Origin of the sequence: Sphingomonas sp. ID0503, from assembly GCF_048565625.1 — a bacterium.
In the GTDB taxonomy this organism is placed as follows: Bacteria; Pseudomonadota; Alphaproteobacteria; order Sphingomonadales; family Sphingomonadaceae; genus JBLZUR01.
The window spans coordinates 2,693,333-2,711,461 of sequence record NZ_JBLZUR010000002.1 but is presented as its reverse complement, the minus strand read 5'-3'; the positions used below and the strand labels follow the sequence as shown (position 1 = coordinate 2,711,461).

Sequence of the window (18,129 nt, the reverse complement as noted above, 5' to 3'; positions counted from 1 at the left end):
TCTTCCGTCCTCGAAAAAAGGGCGCTTGATACCCGCGATGCAGGGGAATGAAGTTGACGCTGGCGCCAGGCGGATTGCCGGTCATCCTTGCCCTCGCCGGCCTCGCTGTTCTGTTGCTTTTGGCGGCCGCCGGCATGAAGATCGCCATTGCCGCACAATCCGATACGGCAGGCGCGGAGGCGCTTAAGACCCGGTATGCCGCCGGCGTCTTCCTCGTCGTCATCCTGTTCGTCGGCTTGGCCATGGCCATACCCTCGCTGTTCCGTCTCACCGCCATGGCCGAGCCGCCCTTGCTGGCCGTGGTGCCCGCGCAGGTGCTGAGCGACGCGCTGGAGGATCGTCTCGACGGAGACGCCGATGATGGAGGAGGCGTGCTCGCCTATCTGACAGCGATGCGTGAGCGGGCGTCGTCCGCAACCTCCTCCTCCCTCGAAGGCATCGAGGGCAGGACCGACGAGGAGGCCGTCTTCGGAAATCCGCCCGCCGAGGGGCCGCTGGCGTTCGAGCTCGCCCTGAAGGAAGGCGTCCGGTTCGCGCCGCTGTCCGATCTCGCGAGCCTGGTGATCCCGCCGGCTGCGCCGCGCGTCGGAACGCGCCCGCTGGTGCAACTTGCGGCACTCGCTCTCGATGGCGGCGCTTCCCGCCGGGGCAGTGGCTGGGCCGGTGGGCCGGGCATCTCGGAAGGTCCGGAGCCCGGCGGCACCGGCGTACCAGGGACGGCAGGGCCCGGCGCGCCAGGGGGCGGCCCGATCACCTTCCCCGATATCCCCCGTCCGCCGGCCAGCGGCGGCGTCGATGCCGAGCCGCCACGGGCGGTGCCGGAGCCGGCAAGCTGGATGGTCCTGCTGACAGGCTTCCTGCTTACCGGCCTAACGCTCCGCCGCCGCCAGGCCCTTACGGCGTCGGCTTAGAACCGGGCCCTGACCCCGCCGTACATGGCGCGCCGCTCCACCGGATAGTAGATCGCGGCCGCGTCCGTTGCCGCCACCACCGCAGAGATGTCGCCGATCGCGTGCTTGTTGGTCAAGTTGCGGGCATCGACGAACACCGTCACCCCTTCGCGCAGCATGGCCTCCGCGCCGATGCCGAACAGGGTATAGCCGGGTGCCTTGGCGGTGTTGGCATAGTCCGCCCAGGCACCCTCCGGCACCCATTCGATATTCGGCGTGATGCTCAGCCCTTCGTTCCCGATCCGCAGGTCGGCGCGGTAGAGGTGCTTGGCGACCACCGGCAGACGGCTGTTGCCGAAGGTCGCGTCGCCGCGAAAGCGGAAGTCGTTATACTGGTACACCTGCCGAAGCCGCGCCCAGGGTGCGAGCGCCAGGTCCAGCCCGGCCTCGATCCCCTGATGCCGGGTGCGATCGGCGTTGAACGTCGCCGCCGGTATGTCCACCCGCCCGGCGCTGAACTGCAGCATCTCGCCCCGGATCCGCGCGCGGTAGAACGTCAGGTCCCAATGCGCGATGCCGATCGTCCCCCGCGTCCCGATCTCGAAGGTCCACGCCTTCTGCGGATCGACATCGACGAAGCCCGGTGCGCTCGCGTCGAACGGCGTCTGGTTGAGCTCGCTATAGCCCGGCAGCTCGACCGACCGGCTGTAATTGGCGAAGAGCTGCAGGTCCTCGCGCGGCTCGTACAGGACGCCGAATTTGGGGGAGAAGCTGTCGAACTCGGCCCGCCCGCTGCGCAGCGGGTTCAGCCGGTTGTCCACCTCCCGCTCGCCATGCGTATGGATGCCGCCCGCGATCAGGGAGAGTGTCGGCACCGGCTTCACCCGCAGCTCGCCATAGCTGTCGATCGTTTGTGCCGATTGCCGCGCATCCGCCGTCCGCGCGCCCTTGCGCCCGCCGACATTGACGTACTGCCGCGCCTGGACATGGCCGAAGCGCGCAGTGCTGCCCGCCGACGCGAGGATCCAGCCCGCATCCCAGTCGATCCGCCCGAACGCGCCGTAATCCACCGACTTCTGGTCGATCACCTGGAAGATCGGATGGGACAGCTGCTTGTCGTTCAGGAACGCGCCGAAGACGATCGCACCTGGCCCCAGGTCCACCCGCGTCCGGCTCTGCAGACGGATCGAATCGATGTTCCGCTGCTGGTCGCCCGCGATGTTGCCGGGCAGCGACAGGCGGGGATCGTCCAGCGCCTGATCGCGGGTGAGGGCACCCGGCAGGCGCTGCACGATATGGTTCACGCTGGCGTACACGCGCGTCTCGACGGCGGGGCTCAGCTGCAGCCCGGCATTGCCGGTGAAGCGGATCGCGTGACGGCGGGCATGATCCCGGTCGCCGTCCGAATTGTCGGTGGTAACCGCCAGATAGGCGTCGCCCGGCCCGTCGGCGAAGCCGATCGCCGCCTTGCCCCGGATGGTGTCGTAGCTTCCGCCGTCCACCCGCAGGTCGATGCCTTGCGCGCTCCGCCCGGTCGGCGTCACCGCGTTAATCGATCCGCCCAGTGTCGATCCGCCGAGCTTCAGCGCATTGCCGCCGCGATAGACCTCGATCCGCTCGAACACCTGCGGATCGAACTCCTGGAAATCGCCGTTGTTGTCGGCCAGGTTGATGGGAATGCCGTCTTGGAACAGCATCAGCCCGCGCATGTGGAAGCCGCGGCTGATCCCCGATCCGCGGATCGAGATGCGGACCTCCTGCCCGAAGCGCGGCTGCGTGTAGACGCCGGGCGAAAATGCCAGCGTGTCGCGCAGCGAGACGGCCAGCTTGTCGGCGAAGGCACCGGCGGACACCACATCGACGCCACCGGGCGTCCGGTTGATCTCGACCTCAGCCTGCTCGGCCAGCTTCTGGCCGGTGACGACGATATCCTCCGGCGCATCGGCCAGAGCGGGAACGGCAACAGTAAGCGCGACGGCGGAAACGCCGCGCGCGAGAATGCGAATGGACATGGGAAAACCTTCGATCGGGCGCCAAGCCAAAAGCCGTCGCCCCAGCGCAGGCTGGGGCCGCTTTGACCTGAGGCGCTCATACGGATAGCGGCCCCAGCCTCCGCTGGGGCGACGAAACCGGTCAGAAGGTGGAAGGCGGCCCCGTCGGCGGCGGCGGTGGCGCGGCCAGCCCGCGCCCGATCGCTACGGCGCTCGGCAGCATGAACAGCCGCACCGCCACGAACGCCGCCACGACCGCATCGACCGGCTCGAACGGTGCCACCATCACCGCACCCGCACCGGCAAAGGCGCATGGGTGATCCATCCGCTCCGCCGGCTTGTGCTTGCCGTGGTGCATGGCGTGGCCGGCCATCTTCACCGTCACCGGCCCGGCCGAGGTGCAGAGTTCGATCCCGATGCGGTCGGCAGACGGCATCCACCCCGCCGGGATCAGCACCCGCATTCCGAGCGCGAGCACGACCAGCAGCAGCGCCAGGGCGCCGGTCTGCTGACGTGCCACGGATCGGATCATGCCCCGCGCTTAGGCCGACTCATCGGGGAGGTCGATAGGTGACGGGGCGGGTAAATCGCGCCATCCTGCCCCCATGCTCGTTCTTGACCGTCGCCAGCTCCTCACCGGCCTCGCCGCCGGCATCCTCGCCACCCCCGCCCTCGCCGTCACAATGGCGGAGCAGATCGCCGGCCTCAAGCCGGGCCAGTTCCTCTGGGCGCCGCAGGTCGCACCCGCCGGCCCGATCATCCTGGTGGTCAGCCTCCGCCGACAGCTCGCCTTCGTCTACCGCAACGGCGTGCTGATCGCCGCCTCGACAATCTCCTCCGGCAAGGCCGGGCATGAGACCCCGACTGGTGTCTTCACGATCCTGCAGAAGCATGTCGACCACAAGTCGAACCTCTACAATGCCGCGCCCATGCCCTACATGCAGCGGCTGACCTGGGACGGCATCGCCCTCCACGCCGGCAACCTCCCCGGCTATCCGGCCAGTCACGGCTGCGTCCGCCTGCCACTCGCCTTCGCCAAGCTCCTCTACGGCGTCACCCGGCTCGGCCTCACCGTCATCATCACGCCCGAGGCGGCGGTGCCGCGCGTGGCACCCACCCCCGCCATGCTGAAGCCCGGCACCACGCCGCCCACGATCGAGAGCGACCGTCCGGTCTGGGAGGAATCGGGGGTCGCGCAGGGTCCGGTCTCGATCATCATCAGCGGCGCGGACGAACAGATGCTGGTGCTCAGGAACGGCGTCACCATCGGCATCTCGCCCGTCCGGATCGACGGCGCGGTGACCGAACCCGCCGCCTACGCCTTTCGCGACCGGGATGCGGCCGGCTTCCACTGGCTGCGCGTCGCCTTGCCGGGTGCGGAGGAGGGGGCGGGGGCCGAACTGCCGACGGACGAGCGCGCCCGCCTTCACATCCCCGAAACCTTCCGCGCCCGCGTCGCCGCGATCCTGACGCCCGGCACGACGGTGGTCGTCACCCCCGACAGCCTCCGCGCGGGCAGCACCGGCGCGAAGCTCACAGTGATAGAGGGCGCGGGGAACTGAGTAAGTCGTCACCCCGGACTCGATCCGGGGTCTATCGCGGCGCGGCTGTTATGTTCACGCGAAGGCGCAAAGGCACGGAGAAGAAGAGGGCGATCGCGCCTTCGGCGCCTTCAAGCAAATCGTGCAAGGCGCGGTTTCGCGCGAACCCTCTCAGCGCCTCCGCGTCTCCGCGTGAACCCATCTCACCTCGGCAAACGCGACCACTTCAGGACACTACCAATGTTGGAAATCCTTTGCCATGTCACTCGACATGGCCCTCCAACCGTCCCCCACCCCCGTTGGCACTGAGCTTGTCGAAGTGCTGCCACTCGACAGGGCCTCTCAGGCAGTCGAACCATGCACGACAGGGCCGCACGGGGGACGATTCCGCGCGCCACGTAGCGTAAACTTGGCAAACTTCCGACGCGGTATCGCAGCGTGAGGACCCTCCCGACCGACCCCGTCGAAGCCGCCGCCGAGCTTGAATCGCTCGCTGCCGAGATCGCGCGTCACAACCGGCTCTACCACACCGATGACGCGCCGGAGATCAGCGACGCCGAATACGACGCCCTCATGCGCCGCAACGCCGCGCTGGAGGCAGCCTTTCCCGACCTGATCCGCGCCGACAGCCCCTCGCGCCAGGTCGGTGCCGCGCCCGCCGGTCACCTCGCCAAGGTCCAGCACGCCCGGCCGATGCTGAGCCTCGACAACGCATTCGCCGATGCGGAGGTCGCCGAGTTCGTCGCCCGCGTCCGCCGCTTCCTGAAGCTTGGCGAGGGCGAACCCGTGGTCCTCACCGCCGAGCCGAAGATCGACGGCCTGTCCTGCTCGCTCCGCTATGAAAAGGGCGCGCTCGTCCAGGCCCTCACGCGCGGCGATGGCACCACCGGCGAAGATGTCACCGCCAACGCGCGGACGATCAAAGACATTCCGCAAGAACTAACCCCCGCGAGTGCCGTCCCCGACATCCTCGAAGTGCGCGGCGAGGTCTACATGTCCAAGGCCGACTTCGCCGCCCTGAACGACCGCCTCGCGGCCGAAGCGGCGGAGACCGGCAAGGAGGCCCGCCGCTTCGCCAACCCCCGCAACGCCGCCGCCGGCTCGCTCCGCCAGAAGGATGCGAGCGTCACGAAAAGCCGCCCGCTCCGCTTCCTGGCCCACGGCTGGGGCGAGGTCTCCGCCGATCTCGCCGACACCCAATACGGCGCGATGAAGGCGATCGAGGCGTTCGGCCTGCCGCTCTCCGACGCCTTCGTCCGCACCGAAACGCTCGAAGAGGCACTTGCTCACTACCGCGCAATTGAGGCGGGCCGAGCCGACCTCCCCTTCGACATCGACGGGGTGGTCTACAAGGTCGATCGCATCGACTGGCAGAAGCGCCTCGGCCAGGTCGCCCGCGCACCCCGCTGGGCCATCGCCCACAAGTTCCCGGCGCAGCAGGCGCAGACCATTCTCAACGCCATCGACATACAGGTCGGCCGCACCGGCAAGCTCACCCCCGTCGCCCGGCTGGAGCCGGTGACGGTCGGCGGGGTCGTCGTCACCAACGCCACCCTCCACAACGCCGACGAGATCGAGCGCTTGGGCGTCCGCCCTGGCGACCGCGTCGTCCTGCAACGCGCCGGCGACGTCATCCCCCAGATTGTCGATAACCTCACACGCGCCGAAGCGCGTGACGAATGGCGCTTCCCGACGGAATGCCCTGAGTGCGGATCGGCGGCGGAGCGGGAGCCTGGGGAGGTCGACTGGCGCTGTTCGGGGGGCTGATCTGCCCGGCGCAACGGGTCGAGCGCCTCCGCCATTTCGCCTCGCGCCACGCCCTCGACATCGAAGGGCTCGGCATCACCAATATCGAGGCGTTCTTTCGCGACGGCCTGATCGCCACCCCCGCCGATATCTTCCGCCTGACCAAGGACCGGCTGCTCGCCCGCGAACGCTGGGCTGACATCTCCGCGCAGAACCTGATCGATGCGATCGACGCCAAGCGGAACCCGCCGCTCGATCGCTTCCTCTTCGCGCTCGGCATCCGCCATGTCGGCGAGGTCACCGCCCGCGACCTTGCCCGCCGCTATCGCAGCTGGGATGCGTTCCGCGCGATGATCGGCCGCGCCGTCGATTGCCGCGACGCCATGCTCCGCGCCGTGGGGGAGAGCGACGACAAGCTCCTCGCCCGGACCGCCAAGGAACTCGCGGCCATCGTCGAGACGCCGGGTGTGGGGCCGGAGGTGGCGCTCGCCCTCGTCGACTTCTTTGCCGAGGAGCAGAATGACGCCGCGGTGAACGACCTGCTTGGCCAACTCACCCCTGCCGATACCGTCCACGAAACCCGCGACTCGGCGGTGTCGGGCAAGACCATCGTCTTCACCGGCAGCCTCGAAACCATGAGCCGCGACGAGGCCAAGGCACAGGCGGAGGCGCTCGGGGCGAAGACGGCGGGTTCGGTATCGAAGAAGACCGACCTCGTCGTCGCGGGGCCGGGTGCGGGCTCGAAGCTCGCAAAAGCGTCCGAATTCGGCATCGAGGTGATCGACGAAGCCGCCTGGGCCGCGATCGTGGCGGCCGCTTCCTGATTGCGGCGCGTGTCAACACGGGACAGAGATGGTTTACAATAGCTTAACTTAACCATGATCCGGATCCCGGCGGGTGTTAGTGCGGCAGCGTAACGAAGCTTGATGGGGGTGCTTGTGTTCCGAAAGATGCTGCTGACCTCAGTCGCCACGGCGACTCTCTCCGTCGTTCCGGCCAAAGCGGCGGTGATTACTTCCGCCGACGGCGCGGCCAACAACAGCTCGCTCGGCCTGTTCTTCGACATCGGCGTCGGCGCGAAGGACGTTACACTCACGTCGCTCAACACCTATGTCATGCCGGGCGGCATGTACGACATCTACTATCGCGCCGGCTCCTTTGTCGGGCACAACACGTCGAGCGATGGATGGACTTCGCTCGGCCGCGTGACGGTCACGTCCAATTCGGCGACGACGCCGGTGAACTTCGACTTCGACGACGTCACGGTCGATGCGAACGGCACCTATGGCTTCTACATCTTCTCCGCCCGGTTCGATCAGACCGGCTCGATCCTGAGCTATTTCGGGCAGGGCAACGATCCGTCGGCGATCGGCCAGACCGCGGCCAGCAACACGGACCTGACGCTCTATCGCGGCATGGGCAGCGCCGGTCGCTTCCAGGGCGGCACCAGCAACCCGCGCGCTTTCGTCGGCAGCATCGAATATACCGTGGCCGGTCCCGGCGTCGCGGCCGTTCCCGAGCCTGCCAGCTGGGCGATGCTGCTCGGCGGCTTCGGCCTCACCGGCCTCTCGCTCCGCCGTCGCAAGGCCTTCGCCCCGTCGGCGGTCTGACGCCGCTCGCCTGATGAGCGCGCCGGTCCTCCACTATCATCCGTTCGCCGCCTTCTGCTGGAAGGCGCTGATCGCGTTGTATGAGAAGGACGTCGCGTTCGACCGCGTGCTGGTGGACCTCGGCGATTCAGCCTCTGCGGAGGCGTTCCGCGCCCTGTGGCCGCACGGCAAGTTCCCGGTGCTGGTCGATGCGGGGGAGGTGATTCCCGAATCGACCATCATCGTCGAGTATCTCGATCTTAAGCGCCCCGAACCCCGCCTGATCCCCGCCGATCCGGCGGCGGCGCTCGACGTCCGCTTCTGGGATCGCTTCTTCGACGCCTATGTCGCCGTGCCGATGCAGGAGATCGTCGCCGACAGCTTTACCGAGCCGAAGAGCCCGCCCCGCGTCGCCGCCGCCCGCGCCACCCTTCGCACCAGCTACGACATCCTGGAAAAGCGGCTGGCCAGTCGCGAATGGGCCTGCGTCGTCGGCTTCTCGCTGGCCGACATCGCTGCTGCCCCCGCGCTGTTCTACGCCGACTGGGTGGAGCCGTTCCACCGCACGCACCCGGCGCTCAACGACTATTACCGCCGCCTCCGCGCCCGCCCCTCGATCATCCGGACGGTCGATGAGGCGCGGCCGTACCGCCACTTCTTCCCGCTCGGCGTGCCCGACTGGGCCGATTAGCCCAGACGAAAAAGGGCGGCCCGTCGCCGGACCGCCCCCGTTCTGTCGCCGAAGCGAAGAAGCTTACTTGAGCTCGACGGTCGCGCCGGCTTCCTCGAGCTGCTTCTTGAGCTTCTCGGCCTCGTCCTTCGACACGCCTTCCTTGACGGCCTTCGGCGCGGACTCGACCAGGGTCTTCGCCTCGGTCAGGCCCAGGCCGGTGATGGCGCGGACTTCCTTGATGACGTTGATCTTCTTGCCACCGTCGCCGGTGAGGATCACGTCGAACTCGGTCTTCTCTTCAGCGGCGGGCGCGCCACCGCCGGCGCCGCCAGCCGGGGCCGCAACGGCCACGGCGGCAGCGGCGGAAACGCCCCACTTCTCTTCGAGAAGCTTCGAAAGCTCGGCCGCCTCAAGGACGGTCAGCGCGGAAAGGTCGTCAACAAGCTTCTGCAGGTCTGCCATGATAGTCTCCGTGTGGGGCGTCCGCCCCGATCAGTTGATGTTGGTATCGGGAACCGACGCTTATGCGTCTTCCTTGGCCGCATAGGCGCCGAAGACGCGGGCGAGCTGCCCGGCCGGGGCCTGGACGATCTGGACAACCTTGGTCGCCGGGGCCTGAACCAGGCCGACGATCTTGGCGCGCAGCTCGTCGAGCGAGGGCAGCTCGGAAAGCGCCTTCACTCCGTTCACGTCGAGAAGCGTATCGCCCATCGCGCCGCCGACGATTTCCAACTTGTCGTTGGCCTTCGCGAAATCCACGATCACCTTTGCAGGGGCGACCGGGTCGGCGGACGTGCTGAGCGCCGTCGGACCGGTCAGCAGATCGCTGATCGAGCCGTAGGACGTGCCTTCGAGCGCGATGCGGGCAAGCTTGTTCTTCGATACCTTGTAGGTCGCGCCGGCATCACGCATCTTGTTCCTGAGATCCGTGCTTTGCTTCACGGTCAGGCCGAGATTGCGGGTGACGATCACCACGCTGGTCTCGGTGAAGGTGCGATTCAGCTCGGATACGACCTCGGACTTCTGAGAACGATCCATTGCCTCACTCCACTTCGTCCGATGACGGGCACCGGACGTATCGAACCGCGCGAGCGACATGCTCGAACGGCAAAGTCCGAAGGGGAGGGGAGCGCCTGGATGATCGGGTGTTCGGACCCGTCAGGCAGACCGGAGCAGCATCGCACGCGCCTCGGCCAAATCTCTTCCCCGTCTAGGCAGGACATTAAGAGGGCCAGATCACCCCCACCTGCTGTCTCGGACGGAACCCCACCCGAAGGTGGAGAAGGCGCGGCCCCTACACCGAGAGGCCGCGACATTCAATAGGCTACAGCCAGGCCTTACGCGCCAGCGACTTCGGTCGTGTCGACCTTGATGCCCGCGCCCATGGTCGAGCTGACGGCGACCTTGCGAACGTACTTGCCCTTGGCGCCGGCCGGCTTCGCGCGAACGATCGCGTCGACGAACGCGTCGAAATTGGCACGGAGATCCTCCGCCGGGAACGACGCCTTGCCGATGCCCGAGTGGATGATGCCCGCCTTCTCGACGCGGAACTCGACCTGACCGCCCTTGGCGGCCTTCACGGCCTCGCCGACGTTCATGGTCACCGTGCCGAGCTTCGGGTTCGGCATCAGGCCCTTCGGACCCAGCACCTTGCCGAGACGGCCGACCAGGCCCATCATGTCCGGCGTCGCGATGCAGCGGTCGAACTCGATGGTGCCGCCCTGGACGGTCTCCAGCAGGTCCTCGGCACCCACGACTTCCGCACCGGCGGCGCGGGCCTCGTCCGCCTTGGCACCACGCGCGAAGACGCCGACGCGGACGTCCTTGCCGGTGCCCTTGGGCAGGGTCACGACGCCACGGACCATCTGGTCGGCATGGCGCGGATCGACGCCGAGGTTAAGCGCCAGCTCGATCGTCTCGTCGAACTTCGACGTTGCATTGGCCTTGGCCAGCGCGATCGCCTCATCCACGCCGTACAGCTTCTCGCGATCGACGGCGGCGGCCAGAACCTGGGCCTTCTTGGTGAGCTTCTTCGGCTTCAGCATGTCTTAGCCCTCCACCACTTCGAGGCCCATCGCGCGGGCGGAGCCTTCGATGATGCGGGTGGCCGCATCGACGTCGTTGGCGTTCAGGTCCTTCATCTTCAGCTGGGCGATCTCGGTCAGCTTGGAGCGCGCGATCTTGCCCGCCGACACCTTGCCCGGCTCCTTGGAGCCCGACTTCAGGTTGGCGGCCTTCTTGATGAGGAAGGTCGCCGGCGGCGTCTTGGTGATGAAGCTGAACGACCGGTCCGCATAGACGGTGATCGTCGTCGGGATCGGCGTGCCCTTGTCCTGATCCTGCGTGGAGGCGTTGAACGCCTTGCAGAATTCCATGATGTTCACGCCGCGCTGACCAAGCGCCGGGCCGATCGGCGGCGCGGGCTTCGCGTCGCCCGCCGGCACATGCAGGTTGATGTAACCTGTAATCTTCTTTGCCATGTTTCACTCTCTTCCAAGTTTAGCGGTGCTGACGGCCGGAGGCCTCCCGCAGCTTCGCCCCATATCCGTCATCCCAGCGAAGGCTGGGATCTGGTGCAGCAGGAGGGCGCGCCCGCTGCAAGCGACCCCAGCTTTCGATCTTTGATCGAAGTTTATCCCGAGCGCCTGCCTTGCAGGCAGTCGAGGGGCTGGGGTGACGAAATCCTGGTTACTTGACCCGTTCGACCTGCTCGAACTCCAGCTCGACCGGAGTCGCGCGGCCGAAGATCGAGACCGAGACCTTGACGCGGCTGCGGTCGAAATCGAGCTCCTCGACCAGGCCGTTGAAGCTGGCGAAGGGACCATCGAGCACCTTGACCTGATCGCCGATCTCGAAATCGACCTTGATCTTGGTCTTGGGGGCCGCGGTTGCCGCCTCTTCCTTGGTGTTAAGGATCCGGGCGGCCTCCGCCTCGCTGATCGGCTGCGGCTTGCCCGAGGAGCCGAGGAAGCCGGTCACCTTCGGCGTGTTCTTGACCAGGTGATAGACCTGATCGTTCATGTCGAGCTTCGCCAGCACATAGCCGGGGAAGAACTTGCGGTCGGAAGTCACCTTCTTGCCGCGGCGGACCTCGGTCACCTTCTCGGTCGGAACCTCGACCGCTTCGACGAGCGAATCGAGACCGAGGCGGGTCGCGTCGGCGAGGATCGCCTCGCGCACCTTGTTCTCGAAGCCCGAATAGGCGTGGATGATGTACCAGCGCGACATGCCTGAACTCGTCTCCCGAAACTTACTTCGCGATCAGTGACAGCAGGAACTGCACGATCTGGTGGAACGCGGCGTCGACGCCGAAGAAGAAGAACGACAAGAGCGTCGTCAGGATCAGCACGAAGATCGCCGTGGTCAGCGTCTCCCGCCGCGTCGGCCAGGTGACCTTCGCGGTTTCCGCCCTGACCTGCCGGATGAATTCGCCCGGAGCAACCTTCGCCACGTTCAACCGCCTTCCAGCACAAACACTTCAAGAGGCCAAAGGCGTCCTCCGCTTGCCGCGGCGCCCCGACCTCTCGTCATTCCCGGAACCCAAATCCGTCCTGCCTTGGCAGCAGGATGGCAGGAGTGGAGGGACTCGAACCCACGGCCCTCGGTTTTGGAGACCGATGCTCTACCAACTGAGCTACACTCCTCCGGGTCCGGAGAGCGGCGCACATAGCCGGGGGGGCGGGGCAAGGCAAGGGGTGCCCGCGCCGGGTGTCATGGCGATCGGGGGGCAAAGGTAATCAAGTTCCCCATACGTCCATGCGGGAACCGGAGTCTCAGAAGTCCCACGGCGCATGTCCCGGCAGCGGTGCGGGCCGCGCGCCTGCGCCGTGCTGGTCGCGGACATGGATGCGGAGGGCGGCGAGGATCAGGCGATTGTCGTAGGTGACCCGCTCGCCCACCTGCTTGCCGTTGTAGAAGACGGGCGTGACGGTGCCGTGGATGCCGCGCGCGATGGCGAGGGCGAAGGCACGCGACCGGCCCTCTCCGATCGCATGGTCCCAGGCGGCGGCGAACTCCTCCGCCCCCTCCCGCTGGCGTAGCAGATGAGCCGACTTCGCCGACATGCCCACCGCCCTCGCCGCCGCCTTCACCACGCCGCATTCCGCCAGGGTCCCGATGAACGCCAGCTGCCGTTCCGGCGTCCACCCGTCGCGGCGGTTGGTGGCAGAGGGGACCGGCGTGAAGGCGAGCGGCGGGGCGAGATCGGGCGAATTGGTCATCGACAAGTCTGTGGCGCAATGGGCGACGTGTAGGACAGGGGAAAATGAGCGTGCTGATTGCAGCCGCCTCTATCCCTCCCTGGAAAGGCAGGGGACCGCTGAAGGCGGTGGAGGGGTAGTCTCCACGGGCGGCGCGCGCGATGTGAAGCACACAGGCGTCCACATCGCGCCTTCACTTCGATGCAAAAGCGAACCGCAGAGCAGTATAAATCCAGGATATAGCGTCCTGCTGGATGTGGCCGGCGGAACCGCACCCCCACGACGCCGACGCAATGCCTGCCACCGAAGGACTTCTGGCAAGGGCACCGTTGTACGGAGCATCGCTGCACGCTTTCGCATCGTCCTCGGGCCATGCAGTATGTGGCGCGCTACCCCTCCACCACCGCCTTCGGGCGGCGGTCCTCCTCCCTTTCCGGGGGATGATCTCACCAGAGGATCAGTCGGATAACCTACGCCGCAATATCGTAGGGCCGCAGCTCTCCCGACAAGTACAGGTTGCGCGCCTTGGCCCGGCTGAGCTTGCCGGAGCTGGTGCGGGGCAGGGTGCGGGGCGGGACCAACTCCACTACGCAGTGCATTCCGGTCACCGCGCGCACCCGCTCGCGGATCTCGTCGCGCAGGCGGGCGCGCTCGTTCGGGTCCGAGGTGCGGCACTGGACGAGGACGGCCGGCGTCTCCTCGCCACCCGGCGCGGTGATCGCGAAGGCGGCGATGTCGCCCGCCTTGAAGCCCGGCAGCTGCTCCACTGCCCATTCGATGTCCTGCGGCCAGTGGTTCTTGCCATTGACGATGATCATGTCCTTGGCGCGGCCGACGATGTAGACATAGCCGTCGCTCAGATAGCCCATGTCGCCGGTATCGAGCCATCCATCGACCAGGCAGGCGGCGGTCGCCTCCGGATCGCGGAAATAGCTGTCCATGACCGAGGTGCCTTTGCACCAGACCTTGCCGATCGCCTTCTCGGGAAGCGGCGTGCCGTCCTCCTCGCGAATCTCGACGGTCATACCGAGGACGGGCTTGCCGCAATTGACCACCGCGCGGAAACGCTGCGGGCGACCCTGCGCGCTCTCGCCGCCGGAAAGCTGCGTCTCCTCGACCAGTTCGACGACGATGCCCTCGCCCGGCGGCATGATCGACACGGCGAGCGTCGCCTCGGCAAGGCCGTAGCTCGGCAGGAAGGCCGACGCCTTGAACCCCGCCTCGGCAAAGGCGTCGACGAAGGCCTGCATCACGTCAGGCCGGATCATGTCCGCACCGTTCCCGGCCAGCCGCCAGCGCGAAAGGTCGAAACGGTCCGACGCCTTGGTCTGGCTGGACATCCGCCTGGCGCAGATATCGTAGCCGAAGGTCGGCGAATAGCTGATTGAGGTGCCCTCGTTGCGGCTGATCATGTCCAGCCAGGCGAGCGGACGGCGGGCGAAATCCTCGGTCTTCAAATAGTCGGTCGAGACCTGGTTCGCGACCGGCGAGAGGAAGCAGCCCACCAGCCCCATGTCGTGATACCAGGGCAACCAGGAGATGCAGCGGTCCTTCGGCTCCAGCGCCATGCCGTGAGCATGCGCCGCGAGATTGTCGAGCAGCGCACGATGGGTGACGGCGACGCCGTGCGGGAAGCGTGTCGATCCGCTGGAATACTGGAGGTAGCAGATCTCGTCCGGCGTCGCCTGGGGCAGCGGATCGCCGGATTCCGGCAGGGTGGCGAAGGCCTCCCACGCCATGCCGCGCACCGAGGCGCCCTCGGCGGCGATGCCGGCCATGCCGGACAGCTCCTCCGGATAGAGGAACAGCGCCGGGTCGCTGCTGGTCAGCTGGACGCGCAGCTGGTCGATATAGCTGTCGCGCGCGCCGAAGGAGGTGGGCAGCGGCAGCGGCACGGGCCAGGCGCCAGCATAGACCGCGCCGAAGAACAAGGTGGCGAACTCGGGCGCAGTCTCGGCCACCAGCGCGATGCGATCGCCCGGCTTCAGCCCCGCCGCCATGAACCGGCGCGCGGCGGCGACCGCGTCCAGCCGCAGCTCGGCGAACGGATAGGCACGCGCAAGCTGTCCGCGCGCGTCGTGGAAGTTCAATCCGCGCACGCCGCCCGCCGCATAATCGAGCGCCTCACTCAAGGTCACGAAGTCGGAAAAGCGGCGCGTCAGCGTGTCTTCGGTCGCGGTCGGCCTTGGCGCCTGTGAAATATCCGCGGTCTCAGTCATCCATTACCTGCTGTGTCGGTGCGCTGCCCCCAAGGGTGCGATCGGCACGGTTCCATGTTCGTCTCAATAACGTCACACGCGTTCCGCGAAAGAGCGAACCCAAGGTTTTTTGCTAGGTGGGGCGCGCGTTCAAAATCCGGCCCGACTGTGGCACAATCGTGACGGGGGTGACGCATGGGTGCTGGAGTGCGGGGAGGACGAGGCGATCCGCCGCCGCTCGATCGCGAGCGGCTGGAGCGGATGGCGATCAACTATGTCGGTCGCTACAGCACCACCCGCGCCAAGCTGCGCACCTATCTCGACCGCAAGCTGCGCGAACGCGGCTGGGCGGGGGAGGGTTTGCCCGACCCGGCGGCATTGGCGGAGCGGCTGGCCGAGATCGGCTACATCGACGATGCAGCCTTCGCGGCAGCGCGCGGCGCATCGCTGACGCGGCGGGGTTATGGTGCGTCGCGCGTCGGCCTGGCGCTCCGGGCGGCGGGGATCGAGGAGCAGGACGCCCGGCCCGTGAAGGCGACGGCTGGGCGCGAGGCATGGACGGCCGCACTGGCCTTTGCCCGGCGGCGGCGCATCGGGCCATTCGCGCGGGAGGCGGGTGATCGCGACGATCAGCGGCGATGGATCGCGGCGATGTTGCGGGCAGGGCACCGGAGTGACTTCGCGCGACTTCTGGCTTCGGCGCTCCCCGGCGAAGAACCGGACACGCCCGACGCTGAATACTTGGTCGAAGACGGTTAATTAAAGATAAGATTCTGCTTTCGCTCCCCGTGCGCTGTGCTAAATTCCTGTTTTGGAAGGGGCGTGGGGGTATGATCGAGGGGATGGTCTTGCCGCACCGGTTGATCCGGTGACGGCGGCGGCGGTGGCGGGTCTGGACAGCGGGGGCGATCCGGACCTGATCGAGATGTCGGGCCGCGTGAAGTGGTTCGACATCACGCGCGGATTCGGCTTCATGACCAGTGGGGAGGAGGACGTGCTCGTCCACTTCTCGCTTCTGCGCGAACATGGCCGGCGCAGCCTGCCGGAGGGGGCGACTGTCTCCTGCCTCGCGGCGCGGCGGGAACGCGGGCTGCAGGCGCGCAAGGTCCTCGCCTTCGATCTGAGCACCGCGACCGGCGAGGATCCCGACCTCATCCTGGCGCGCAGCGCGAACCGCATCGATCCGCAGACGCTGGTGGATCAGGCCGGGCCCTTCGTCACGGTAACCGTCAAATGGTTCAACCGGCTGAAGGGCTACGGCTTCGTCATGCGGGAGGACGATGATGCGGACATTTTCGTCCATATCGAGACGGTGCGCCGCGCCGGCCTGACCGAACTTGTGCCGAATCAGTTGCTGCAGGCGCGCATCGCCGATGGCGGCAAGGGCCCTATGGCGGTGGTGCTGGATCAGGCGTAAGTCCTCGCCTGTGTCCCGGGAACCGGGCCTCGCAAGGGATGTTGGCGTGGGCGTGAACCATCGGCTTCTGATAATCCTGGGCGGCGCGCTCCTTGCTGCCTGCAGCGCGGGACAGGCCCAGCCGTCTTCCGATCCGCCGTCCGCTGCGCTCCGCTCCGCGCGTATCACCATCGCCACCGCGACGCAGAGCCGGGCGTTCAACGTCGAACTGGCGGTAACCCCGCAGGAACAGGCGCGCGGCCTGATGTACCGGACAAGCCTTCGTCCGGGCCACGGCATGCTCTTCCCCTTCAGCCCGCCCCGCCCGGCGAGCTTCTGGATGAAGAACACGCTGATCCCGCTCGACCTCATCTTCATCCGCGCGGACGGAACCATCGCGCAGATCTCGCCCGATGCGACGCCCCAGTCGCTGGACCTGATCGAATGCGCCGAACCGGTCGCCGCCGTGCTGGAGATTGCCGGCGGAGAGGCGGCGCGGCTCGGCATCGCCCCGGGCGATCGCGTTACGGGACCGGGTGCATGAGCCGTTGCTTGTTTCCGCGATTCGCGGCTAAGCGCTAGGCCATGTCCGTGCTCAGCAGCATCTTCACCTGGTGGAATGGCGCCACGATCGGCACCCGCCTGTTCAGCCGCCGCAATGGGGAGCAGGTCGGCACCGACGCGCTCGGCAACGTCTATTTCCAGACCAAGGCCGGCCGCAAGGGACCGGCACGGCGTTGGGTGATCTACAGCGGCGCCAATGACGCCAGTCGCATCCCGCCCGAATGGTTCAGCTGGATGCACCACCAGATCGACGAGGCGCCGGATCAGGCCCTGCCGCCGCCGCGCGAATGGCAGCAGCCGCCGGCCCCGAACATGACCGGCACGGCCGCCGCCTATCGTCCGTCCGGTGCGCTGGAGATGGGCGGCAAGCGCGCCGCCGCGACCGGCGATTACGAGGCGTGGAGCCCCAACTAACGATGCGAAGCCTGTTTCGTGAAAATGCCGCGGAGGCGGTGATCGGCCTCCTCGTCGTGGTGGTCGGCGTCTGGTTCGCTGTCTTCGCGTGGAACCTCGCGGGCGGCTCCGGCAAGAGCAACGCGATCCACGTCAACGCCCTCTTCCCCAGCGCCGGGGGCGTCAACGTCGGCACCGACGTGCGCATCGCCGGCATGAACGTCGGGACCGTCACCGCGCAGAGGCTCGACCCCAAGTCCTTCCAGGCCGAGTTGACGCTCGCTATCGACAAGGACGTGAAGGTGCCGGCCGACAGCAGTGCCGCGATCACCTCCGAAGGGATCATGGGCGGCACCTACATCGCGTTGGTGCCAGGCGGCGAGGAGACCCCGCTCAAGGACGGCGACACCATCCTCGACACGCAAGGGTCGGTCGACATGATGGGGCTGATCGGCCAGTTCGTGAACAAGACCGGCGACGCGCCGAAGGCCGACGCGACCGGGGAAGCGCCGCAGCCGTGAAGCGCCGCGTGGCCGTCGCCACCATCGTTGCGGCGACGGGAGTGTTGGCCTGGCAGGGTGCGGAGGCCCTGCAGAGCGAAGCCGGGAACGGCGCGGAAGAAGAGGTTGCCGAGGCTCCGGCCGCGCCCAAGCCCGCCGCACCCAAGCCGATCGAGAAGGAAACGCCGATGGCCGAGCGCGTCGCGACGCTCGGCTTCCTCAACAAGCGCAACGGCCTGTCGCGCGACCTCACCCTCCGCCCCGGTCAGGCGGTGCGGATCGGCGACGCCATCGTCCGCCTCCGCGCCTGCGAGACGACGGCGGATTGGGAGCCGGAGCAGCTGACGGGAGCCTTCGTCCAGCTGGACCTGCGCGGTCGGGACGAACAATGGCGGCGCGCCTTCTCCGGCTGGCTCTACAAGGAGAGCCCGTCGCTGAACGTGGTGCTG

Annotated in this window: 20 protein-coding genes, 1 tRNA gene and 2 pseudogenes; 11 read left to right on the top strand and 12 right to left on the bottom strand. The window is 67.4% G+C overall.

Features of this window, described 5'->3' with window-relative positions:
* Positions 1-47 precede the first annotated feature (47 nt).
* Positions 48-911, top strand: a complete 864-nt coding sequence (locus ACM608_RS14275; RefSeq protein WP_419684045.1) for a PEP-CTERM sorting domain-containing protein — start codon at positions 48-50, stop codon at positions 909-911.
* Here the strand turns inward: ACM608_RS14275 and ACM608_RS14270 are convergent.
* Both ACM608_RS14270 and ACM608_RS14265 read right to left on the bottom strand, forming a co-directional pair.
* Entirely contained in the window at positions 908-2,902 is a 1,995-nt protein-coding gene (locus tag ACM608_RS14270; protein ID WP_419684043.1) for a TonB-dependent receptor family protein, read from the bottom strand. The genes ACM608_RS14275 and ACM608_RS14270 overlap by 4 nt on opposite strands.
* Positions 2,903-3,023: 121 nt before the next feature.
* Complete coding sequence (locus ACM608_RS14265) at positions 3,024-3,413, bottom strand: hypothetical protein (protein WP_419684041.1); 390 nt, start codon at positions 3,411-3,413, stop codon at positions 3,024-3,026.
* Between the two features lie 73 nt (positions 3,414-3,486).
* On the opposite strand from ACM608_RS14265, the gene ACM608_RS14260 reads away from it, so the two are divergent.
* The 4 genes and pseudogenes from ACM608_RS14260 (at position 3,487) to ACM608_RS14245 (ending at position 8,448) form a co-directional block, all read left to right on the top strand.
* The gene (locus ACM608_RS14260) at positions 3,487-4,443 is read left to right on the top strand and encodes a L,D-transpeptidase (RefSeq protein ID WP_419684039.1); all 957 of its coding nucleotides are present in this window, start codon (positions 3,487-3,489) and stop codon (positions 4,441-4,443) included.
* Between the two features lie 417 nt (positions 4,444-4,860).
* Positions 4,861-6,992: pseudogene (gene ligA, locus ACM608_RS14255) on the top strand (NAD-dependent DNA ligase LigA).
* A gap of 102 nt (positions 6,993-7,094) precedes the next feature.
* Positions 7,095-7,778, top strand: coding sequence for a PEPxxWA-CTERM sorting domain-containing protein (locus tag ACM608_RS14250; protein WP_419684038.1), 684 nt, complete (start codon positions 7,095-7,097; stop codon positions 7,776-7,778).
* Between the two features lie 13 nt (positions 7,779-7,791).
* Positions 7,792-8,448: a glutathione S-transferase family protein gene (locus tag ACM608_RS14245; protein WP_419684036.1), complete on the top strand. Its 657-nt coding sequence runs from the start codon at positions 7,792-7,794 to the stop codon at positions 8,446-8,448.
* A gap of 63 nt (positions 8,449-8,511) precedes the next feature.
* Here ACM608_RS14245 and rplL read toward each other — a convergent pair whose 3' ends face one another.
* From rplL to ACM608_RS14195, 10 genes are all read right to left on the bottom strand, one after another.
* On the bottom strand, positions 8,512-8,892 hold the full coding sequence (gene rplL / locus ACM608_RS14240) for a 50S ribosomal protein L7/L12 (RefSeq protein WP_419684035.1): 381 nt from the start codon (positions 8,890-8,892) through the stop codon (positions 8,512-8,514).
* A 60-nt stretch (positions 8,893-8,952) separates the two neighbouring features.
* Entirely contained in the window at positions 8,953-9,468 is a 516-nt protein-coding gene (rplJ, locus tag ACM608_RS14235; protein WP_419684033.1) for a 50S ribosomal protein L10, read from the bottom strand.
* Between the two features lie 299 nt (positions 9,469-9,767).
* Positions 9,768-10,475 (bottom strand): 50S ribosomal protein L1, encoded by a 708-nt coding sequence (gene rplA / locus ACM608_RS14230; protein WP_419684031.1) that lies wholly within the window; start codon positions 10,473-10,475, stop codon positions 9,768-9,770.
* A 3-nt stretch (positions 10,476-10,478) separates the two neighbouring features.
* The gene (gene rplK, locus ACM608_RS14225) at positions 10,479-10,910 is read right to left on the bottom strand and encodes a 50S ribosomal protein L11 (protein ID WP_419684030.1); all 432 of its coding nucleotides are present in this window, start codon (positions 10,908-10,910) and stop codon (positions 10,479-10,481) included.
* Between the two features lie 208 nt (positions 10,911-11,118).
* The gene (gene nusG, locus ACM608_RS14220; RefSeq protein WP_419684029.1) at positions 11,119-11,658 is read right to left on the bottom strand and encodes a transcription termination/antitermination protein NusG; all 540 of its coding nucleotides are present in this window, start codon (positions 11,656-11,658) and stop codon (positions 11,119-11,121) included.
* A gap of 22 nt (positions 11,659-11,680) precedes the next feature.
* Positions 11,681-11,881, bottom strand: a complete 201-nt coding sequence (gene secE, locus ACM608_RS14215) for a preprotein translocase subunit SecE (RefSeq protein WP_419684028.1) — start codon at positions 11,879-11,881, stop codon at positions 11,681-11,683.
* 117 nt (positions 11,882-11,998) lie between these two features.
* A tRNA-Trp gene (locus ACM608_RS14210) sits at positions 11,999-12,074 on the bottom strand.
* A gap of 129 nt (positions 12,075-12,203) precedes the next feature.
* Entirely contained in the window at positions 12,204-12,650 is a 447-nt protein-coding gene (locus ACM608_RS14205; RefSeq protein ID WP_419684027.1) for a hypothetical protein, read from the bottom strand.
* Positions 12,647-13,003: a DUF559 domain-containing protein gene (locus ACM608_RS14200; protein WP_419684025.1), complete on the bottom strand. Its 357-nt coding sequence runs from the start codon at positions 13,001-13,003 to the stop codon at positions 12,647-12,649. The genes ACM608_RS14205 and ACM608_RS14200 overlap by 4 nt, the downstream gene beginning before the upstream one ends.
* 96 nt (positions 13,004-13,099) lie before the next feature.
* A complete protein-coding gene (locus ACM608_RS14195; RefSeq protein ID WP_419684023.1) occupies positions 13,100-14,848 on the bottom strand; it encodes a fatty acyl-AMP ligase in 1,749 nt (582 codons plus the stop codon).
* A gap of 174 nt (positions 14,849-15,022) precedes the next feature.
* Here ACM608_RS14195 and ACM608_RS14190 point away from each other — a divergent pair, with 174 nt between their 5' ends.
* From ACM608_RS14190 to ACM608_RS14165, 6 genes and pseudogenes are all read left to right on the top strand, one after another.
* Positions 15,023-15,586 (top strand): RecX family transcriptional regulator, encoded by a 564-nt coding sequence (locus tag ACM608_RS14190; protein WP_419684022.1) that lies wholly within the window; start codon positions 15,023-15,025, stop codon positions 15,584-15,586.
* A gap of 52 nt (positions 15,587-15,638) precedes the next feature.
* Positions 15,639-16,244 (top strand): cold-shock protein, encoded by a 606-nt coding sequence (locus ACM608_RS14185; RefSeq protein ID WP_419684020.1) that lies wholly within the window; start codon positions 15,639-15,641, stop codon positions 16,242-16,244.
* Between the two features lie 52 nt (positions 16,245-16,296).
* Positions 16,297-16,767, top strand: coding sequence for a DUF192 domain-containing protein (locus ACM608_RS14180; protein ID WP_419684018.1), 471 nt, complete (start codon positions 16,297-16,299; stop codon positions 16,765-16,767).
* 41 nt (positions 16,768-16,808) lie between these two features.
* Positions 16,809-17,201: an NADH:ubiquinone oxidoreductase subunit NDUFA12 gene (locus ACM608_RS14175; RefSeq protein WP_419684017.1), complete on the top strand. Its 393-nt coding sequence runs from the start codon at positions 16,809-16,811 to the stop codon at positions 17,199-17,201.
* Positions 17,202-17,203: 2 nt separating this feature from the next.
* The gene (mlaD, locus tag ACM608_RS14170) at positions 17,204-17,701 is read left to right on the top strand and encodes an outer membrane lipid asymmetry maintenance protein MlaD (protein WP_419684015.1); all 498 of its coding nucleotides are present in this window, start codon (positions 17,204-17,206) and stop codon (positions 17,699-17,701) included.
* Positions 17,702-17,868: 167 nt separating this feature from the next.
* Positions 17,869-18,102: pseudogene (locus ACM608_RS14165) on the top strand (DUF2155 domain-containing protein); the annotation flags it as partial.
* Positions 18,103-18,129: the final 27 nt, after the last annotated feature.

Coding starts and splice junctions, on each gene's coding strand:
- ACM608_RS14175 (WP_419684017.1), top strand. CDS start 16,809: ATGTCCGTGCTCAGCAGCATCTTCACCTGGTGGAATGGCGCCACGATC.
- rplA (WP_419684031.1), bottom strand. CDS start 10,475: ATGCTGAAGCCGAAGAAGCTCACCAAGAAGGCCCAGGTTCTGGCCGCC.
- ACM608_RS14250 (WP_419684038.1), top strand. CDS start 7,095: ATGGGGGTGCTTGTGTTCCGAAAGATGCTGCTGACCTCAGTCGCCACG.
- ACM608_RS14275 (WP_419684045.1), top strand. CDS start 48: ATGAAGTTGACGCTGGCGCCAGGCGGATTGCCGGTCATCCTTGCCCTC.
- rplJ (WP_419684033.1), bottom strand. CDS start 9,468: ATGGATCGTTCTCAGAAGTCCGAGGTCGTATCCGAGCTGAATCGCACC.
- nusG (WP_419684029.1), bottom strand. CDS start 11,658: ATGTCGCGCTGGTACATCATCCACGCCTATTCGGGCTTCGAGAACAAG.
- ACM608_RS14205 (WP_419684027.1), bottom strand. CDS start 12,650: ATGACCAATTCGCCCGATCTCGCCCCGCCGCTCGCCTTCACGCCGGTC.
- ACM608_RS14265 (WP_419684041.1), bottom strand. CDS start 3,413: ATGATCCGATCCGTGGCACGTCAGCAGACCGGCGCCCTGGCGCTGCTG.
- ACM608_RS14195 (WP_419684023.1), bottom strand. CDS start 14,848: ATGACTGAGACCGCGGATATTTCACAGGCGCCAAGGCCGACCGCGACC.
- rplK (WP_419684030.1), bottom strand. CDS start 10,910: ATGGCAAAGAAGATTACAGGTTACATCAACCTGCATGTGCCGGCGGGC.
- ACM608_RS14200 (WP_419684025.1), bottom strand. CDS start 13,003: ATGGCCCGAGGACGATGCGAAAGCGTGCAGCGATGCTCCGTACAACGG.
- ACM608_RS14245 (WP_419684036.1), top strand. CDS start 7,792: ATGAGCGCGCCGGTCCTCCACTATCATCCGTTCGCCGCCTTCTGCTGG.
- ACM608_RS14190 (WP_419684022.1), top strand. CDS start 15,023: ATGGGTGCTGGAGTGCGGGGAGGACGAGGCGATCCGCCGCCGCTCGAT.
- rplL (WP_419684035.1), bottom strand. CDS start 8,892: ATGGCAGACCTGCAGAAGCTTGTTGACGACCTTTCCGCGCTGACCGTC.
- mlaD (WP_419684015.1), top strand. CDS start 17,204: ATGCGAAGCCTGTTTCGTGAAAATGCCGCGGAGGCGGTGATCGGCCTC.
- ACM608_RS14270 (WP_419684043.1), bottom strand. CDS start 2,902: ATGTCCATTCGCATTCTCGCGCGCGGCGTTTCCGCCGTCGCGCTTACT.
- ACM608_RS14260 (WP_419684039.1), top strand. CDS start 3,487: ATGCTCGTTCTTGACCGTCGCCAGCTCCTCACCGGCCTCGCCGCCGGC.